This window comes from Nitrospiria bacterium (assembly GCA_036397255.1).
Lineage (GTDB): Bacteria > Nitrospirota > Nitrospiria > DASWJH01 > DASWJH01 > DASWJH01.
On sequence record DASWJH010000107.1, the window covers coordinates 58606 to 64746 of the forward strand.

Annotated in this window: 4 protein-coding genes and 1 pseudogene; all 5 read right to left on the reverse strand. The window is 43.4% G+C overall.

Annotated elements, in window-relative coordinates; genetic code table 11:
- Positions 1-23: 23 nt before the first annotated feature.
- Complete coding sequence (locus VGB26_14530; protein ID HEX9758994.1) at positions 24-872, reverse strand: hypothetical protein; 849 nt, start codon at positions 870-872, stop codon at positions 24-26.
- On the reverse strand, positions 869-2965 hold the full coding sequence (gene glyS, locus VGB26_14535) for a glycine--tRNA ligase subunit beta (GenBank protein HEX9758995.1): 2097 nt from the start codon (positions 2963-2965) through the stop codon (positions 869-871). The genes VGB26_14530 and glyS overlap by 4 nt, the downstream gene beginning before the upstream one ends.
- Positions 2958-3881, reverse strand: coding sequence for a glycine--tRNA ligase subunit alpha (locus VGB26_14540; protein ID HEX9758996.1), 924 nt, complete (start codon positions 3879-3881; stop codon positions 2958-2960). The genes glyS and VGB26_14540 overlap by 8 nt, the downstream gene beginning before the upstream one ends.
- 447 nt (positions 3882-4328) lie before the next feature.
- The gene (locus VGB26_14545) at positions 4329-5762 is read right to left on the reverse strand and encodes an AIPR family protein (protein ID HEX9758997.1); all 1434 of its coding nucleotides are present in this window, start codon (positions 5760-5762) and stop codon (positions 4329-4331) included.
- Between the two features lie 240 nt (positions 5763-6002).
- A pseudogene (locus VGB26_14550) lies at positions 6003-6140 on the reverse strand (transposase).
- Position 6141: the final 1 nt, after the last annotated feature.

Genomic DNA, 6141 nt, shown 5'->3' on the forward strand with positions numbered 1-6141 from the left:
TTCCATCCGGATTAAACCTCCGTCTAATTTAAAACCTGAACCAGACCGTTAACCTGTTGCGGGGTTAACACCTTCTGGGTCTGAGTAAGGTATGAAACCATGGTTGAAAAAAAAACAGATTTAAGTTTTTCATTCTCTAAAACCTGTTTTCTCAAGGCCTCAAAATTAATCACCGGTTCGGAAACCAAATCTTGAACCTCAAACTGGCCCGACTCAAAAAGGGTGGACCGACTTACCATTTCCCAAAGGTATTGTTGATTTAAGGAAGACAGTTTCTGAACCTGCATGTCCAAAAGTTCTAACTCTTTTTTTTTCTTCAGAAAAAATTCCCCGTGCCTATCCATGACCTTCCTGGCCATCCCCTCATATTCTCCCCTTGGAAATTCCATCACCGGTAAAGGAACCCCCTTGATAAAAGCATAGGTCAAAATCTGTTCTTTGTTTAAAACGGCTTGCAGCTCTTCCAACCCCTGGAGCCAGGTTTTCGTTTCATTCTTGATTAGGTCCTCCACCAATTCCAGCTGGTTAATAAGCAATTGCTCCTCGAAAACAGGGTTAAGCAAAAGCCGGCCCAGAACATCCATCTCTAATTTTAAAAAGGCATCCTGCTGAATCAACGCTCTTCGAGTATTTCGCAGAATCCCCCGGATAGAAATCATCTGGTCATCCGTCAAAGAAAGATCCTGTCGAAACTGAAAATAATCCACTGCCCGTTCCGTCACCATAACCATAAAACGATGTCCGGGGGTTTTTAAAGCCATCCCCCCGGTTTCACCCCTAGCAGCACTGTCCTGAATCAGAATTCCGAAAAACAGGAACAGGATTAAGGAATACTTCTTCCCAAAAATTGAAAGGTTTCTCCTTTCCCTCATTCCTGTTTTCCCTCACTTTGTTGGATCTTTGAAAAATTACCAAAAAGCCAAAACAGATCTCTTAATCCTTTCATCAGGGCCAGCCGGTTCTGCCGGATCTGTGGATCGGGATCCATCACCAGGACCTTTTCGAAAAACGTATCAATAAAAGGTTTAAGAGAAACCAATTCTGCTAAGGCCTTTGAATATTTAAATTCGTCCATCAAGGGAAGAACGGTTTTTTCTGTTTTTTGAAACAACCCAAAAAGGTTTCTCTCCACCTCATCCTGAAAACGTTCGGCCTGAACCTCTCCCTCAAAGCCTTTGGGGAGGATATTCATCACCCGCGTAAAAGCAACAATGAGTTCATTAAACCCGGTCTGCCTTGATAGCTGCACCAATGCGATCAAACGTTCGCGTGCATCAAAGGGATCATCACACCGATCCAGGATGGCCGTCACCAAATCCGTTCGAAAACCTTCTTGGGTCAACAGGTAGGAAATCCTCTGTTTAAAAAAATCCAAAAGCGCTTCGCCTAGTTCCTGGGAAGGTCGCTTAATCTTCCCCTGATAAACCCGGATCCCTTCCGTAATAGCACCCACCAGGGAAAGCCGTTTTTGCTTCCCAATGAGGATTAACCCTATTCCCAAAGCCTGGCGCCGGAGTCCATAGGGGTCTTGAGAACCAGATGGAGCACGATTGATGCCAAAAAATCCGGTAAGGGAATCCAATTTATCAGCGATGGCCAGGGCCGTTCCTGCTTCGGTTTGAGGTAAATGATCTCCTACAAACCCGGGAAGGTACTGCTCGGAAATCGCCTGATAGACCTCTGTCTCCTCCCCTTGAAAACGGGCATATTCTCCTCCCATGATCCCCTGTAGTTTGGGAAATTCACCTACCATCTCGGTCCTCAAATCCGCTTTGGACAAAAAAGCTGCACGACGAATTTGGTCAATAGAAAATCCATCCCATTGATTGGCCAAAAACTCTCCGAGAGCCTGCAACCGTTGGGTTTTCTCATAGAGGGTCCCCAACCCCTGATGAAAAGTCATTCCCTTCAATTCATCTACCCGTTTATCCAGCCCCTCTTTTCGATCCTTTTTGAAAAAAAACCTGGCATCCGCCAATCTGGCTCTCAGGACCCGCTCATTCCCCTTTCGTATCACATTCATCTTTGAGGCCTTCACATCACACACCGATATAAATTGGGGAAGAAGTTTTCCTTTTGGGTCTTCAATTGGGAAATAGCCCTGATGCTCCCTCATGGCATTGATCAACACCTCCCTGGGAAGCTCCAAAAATTCACGGTGGAATCCCCCCTTGATGGCAACGGGAAATTCAACCATATTGGTGGTTAACTCTAAAAGTTCTTGGTCCGGAATGACCTCGGCCCCTCCCCGGGTGAGTCGACCGATTTCTTTTTCAATTTTTACTTTCCGCTCTATAGGATCCACAAGCACATGATATTTCCTTGCCTCTTGAAGGTATTGGGTAATTCCTTTAAATTTAAACTGAATTGATTTGGTTTTTCCTGGGGAAGGGATTGCCATATGGCCCCTCGAAAAGGAACCGGCCCGAACCTTCCCAAGGGAAAAAGGAACCACCTGATCATTAAATAATGCCACAATCCACCGAATCGGTCTGGCAAAACGAACCTTCCCTCCATTCCAACGCATGCTTTTGGGGAAATGCAAAGAGGAAATTAATTCGGGGAAAATGGTTTTCAAAAGCGAAAAGGTTTTTTCCCCCTTTTCAAGTTTCTTAACGCAAATATATTCTCCCTTCTCCGTGGTTTTGAAAGAGAGATCCTCCACTTCCACTCCCTGGGATTTTGCAAAACCTTTTGCGGCTGGGGTAGGATGGCCCTGGGGGTCATAAGAAATCCTTCTGGCGGGACCCAATGTTTCCATTTCAACATCGGTTTGTTGAACCGAGACATCCTCACACAAAAGAACCAACCGCCGAGGAGTTCCAAGGGTTTTGAGTCCTGAGAAGGCAATGCGATGGTTTTGAAACATTGTTTCGGCCAATTTTTCCAACTGCCCGAGGGCGGGCGGCAAAAAGACCGCAGGAATTTCTTCGGTTCCAATTTCTAGGAAGAGTTCTTTAGACATGAATCTTCCAAACTTTCTCCCTTTTCTTTCCCGGTTGGGTTAAAGGATGTCCTTTTTCTTCCCGAAAATGAAGGTACGCTTCCGCACATTTTCGGGCAATGTTACGAACGCGTGTAATATAAGTTGTACGCTCTGCCACACTGATGGCCCCTCGGGCTTCAAGGAGATTGAAAAGGTGGGAACACTTCATGCATTGGTCATAGGCCGGGTAAACAAGTCCTTTTTCGACCAACCGTTTTGCCTCCTCCTCGCAGAGGGAAAATGCTTGCTTTAAACCCTCAATGTCCGCCTCTTCAAAGTTATAACGGGAAAACTGGATCTCCGTCTCGTGGTGAACATCCCCATAAAAAATTCCATCGGTCCAAACCAAATCAAAAACATTGTCCACATTTTGAAGGTACATGGCAATCCGCTCAAGCCCATAGGTAATTTCAACGGAAACCGGATCCAATTCAATCCCCCCCACCTCTTGAAAATAGGTGAATTGGGTGATCTCCATTCCATCCAACCGCACTTCCCAGCCCAGGCCCCAGGCTCCCAGCGTGGGAGATTCCCAATCATCATGGACAAACCGGATATCATGCTCCCTATTGGAAATACCCACTTCTTTTAAGCTTTTCAGGTAGAGTTGTTGGATATCCTCCGGAGGGGGTTTAAGCAAAACCTGATATTGATAATAATGCTGAAGCCGGTTGGGATTTTCCCCATACCGGCCATCGGTGGGTCTTCGGCAGGGTTGAACAAAAGCGGCCTTCCAAAATTCCGGACCTAACGCTCGGAGAAAGGTGGCAGGGTGAAAGGTACCCGCCCCCATCTCAAGGTCATAGGGCTGCTGAAGTACACATCCTTGTTTTTCCCAAAAATGCTGGAAGGCTAAAATTAGCTGTTGAAAGGTTAAAGAAGAAATTTTTTTCATAGGGGTTCAAGACCTTTTTTCTAAATAGAATTAAGATGTTGAAGGTATCAAATGGAAGGGCAAAAAGTCAAGGAATTTACACCTTTAACCCTTTGAGGTTTTAACTGAATTGGACTGCCTCTTTTTAAGAAAAAAACTTAGGGAAGGAAACGGTTTGGTGGAATATTCCTGCGGTTTACACCTTGGGACTTTCCCCTACAACTAAATAAAAAACCAAAGTTGAAGAATTGATGATTACGAAGGGAAAGCGGGATATTCGATTCGAAGTGGACGCGACATGAGCAGAGGCTACCATAATCCCCAAACATGACTCAAGACGAGATTTGACCCCTCTCAGATTTGACCCTCTCCCTCTCTGCGCGGAGTAAGAATTGTAACGCTCCCCATAACCGGCTGGAAATGGGCGCAGCGGAATTGCCAGTCCGAGTTGATGCAGTTGTTATGTTTTCAATCAGCTGACCACCTAGCCTCGAACTGGTCTCTCTCCATTTGTAACCCCTGTTTAATTTTATTGGCAATATCAGCGTTCATCATTGGTAACATATTCAAACTCTGACTAACCGCCGCTCGTATACCAGCTAAACAAGTTTTTGTTTTTATCCAGTTTTGAGGACTAAAAACCCTATTGGATGGTTGTGGCTCATTTGCGGCAGATTCCAAAGCAAAGTTTAGCGATCTACCTGCCAAATCAACAATTTGGTCTAAAAGGTTAAAATTTGCAGCCCTACTCATAGCTACGTTTGGATCTGGAACACTTTCCATTGGCATTGAATTCGATACACCAAAACAAACTGAAATTGCATAGAGGTGGTGATAGGGCGCATAAGCTCGCATCGCGAGCAAACTTTCATTAAGTCCTAACGGATTGTTTTTATCCCATCTTTCCCAAACCTTTTTCATCCAAACATTTAATGCATTTGCTTTTTCAGAAGAGTAATCCTTTTTAAATAATTGGTCGAAGTACTTGTCAAAAATTCTTGTTTCACTATAGGCGATATTGGGTCTTTGTGAATGCCATGTAATCAGATATTTCCCTAAATTTAGTAGATCTAATACATAGTCCTTGTCTTTTGAGGCAGGAGGGACTTCCCCTCGTTTACTCACAAAATATCCGTTAGGATATTTCTGTTCATATGATTTCTTGATATTTAAAACCCGTTTATCATTACTTCTAAGATCTCTTGGTTTAACAGCGCTTTGTGAATTTGTATTAATGCTTATTTTGTCACCACGTTCCCTCTGGGGTATTTCATAAAACCGAAATAGGATGTATGTTTCGCTTAATTGTTTTACTTTTTCGCTGCAATTCAAAATTGTAGTTATAGATTGGCATCCATTGACAACGCTTAAACCGTGAAGCTTTAACTTATTATCCTTTGATGATAATTTATTGCAAATAGCGGTAATTCCATTATGGTAGAAAAAAAAGTCCTTATGTTGGTCGGAATATATTGTACTTTTAATTCCCTTGTTTACTCTGTTGCTTAACCCCAAACTTTGCCTAACATTTTTTTGAAATAAAGTGCCATCCTTTATCCCCGGCATTTTAATGCACTCTTTTAGCGGAAGTGCGGCCACGATAACCTTGTTACCAGCTATTTCAATTTCCATGGCCTTGCTATTTGATAAATCCACTTCATGATTGATTGTCGGATTATCCTTTTCAAGAGCAAGGTCATACCTTCTTTTCAATTCATTATTATCTACGACCTTAATGTTTGCATAAAAATCATTATTTTCACTTAGTTCAACAAGCTGCGCCTGAAATGTATCCAAATCGGATTTGGCAGCATCAGTTAGCGCACCGGTTGTAATAAGTTCAAATTCAATTTCGTAGTCATCCTCAAGCGCTCTCACCACTTCGGACAACTTTCGTTTCAATTTGCTATTTCCAACCTCCTGAAGTCTAACCAAATCTTTCAATTGTATCCAAGAAGATAAAACTTCACGTAAAGGTTCGGCATCTACTGCCCCATTTCCGATGAATTTTCCTTGAAGGACAAAGGAAAGGGGTCAAATCTCGTCTTGGCTCAACCTTCGAGAACCTTTTTAATTGCCCCGTATTTTTGGAGGACCTTTCCTCCTTTCTCTAACTCCTTCCTCATCCTTCTAATTGTACTACCTACCCCTGAACAGCGGACCATCCCGATGATGTCTCCTATTATAACGTTGGGTATACAACCCATCCAAGTGACGCATGATTCGCGATAGATTGGCTTGAGGGGTTTGAAGAAGAACGTGGTAATGATTTCCCATCAAA

Excerpts from the sequence above, each read along its gene's own strand:
- VGB26_14530 (HEX9758994.1), bottom strand. The coding sequence starts at position 872 with ATGAGGGAAAGGAGAAACCTTTCAATTTTTGGGAAGAAGTATTCCTTA.
- glyS (HEX9758995.1), bottom strand. The coding sequence starts at position 2,965 with ATGTCTAAAGAACTCTTCCTAGAAATTGGAACCGAAGAAATTCCTGCG.
- VGB26_14540 (HEX9758996.1), bottom strand. The coding sequence starts at position 3,881 with ATGAAAAAAATTTCTTCTTTAACCTTTCAACAGCTAATTTTAGCCTTC.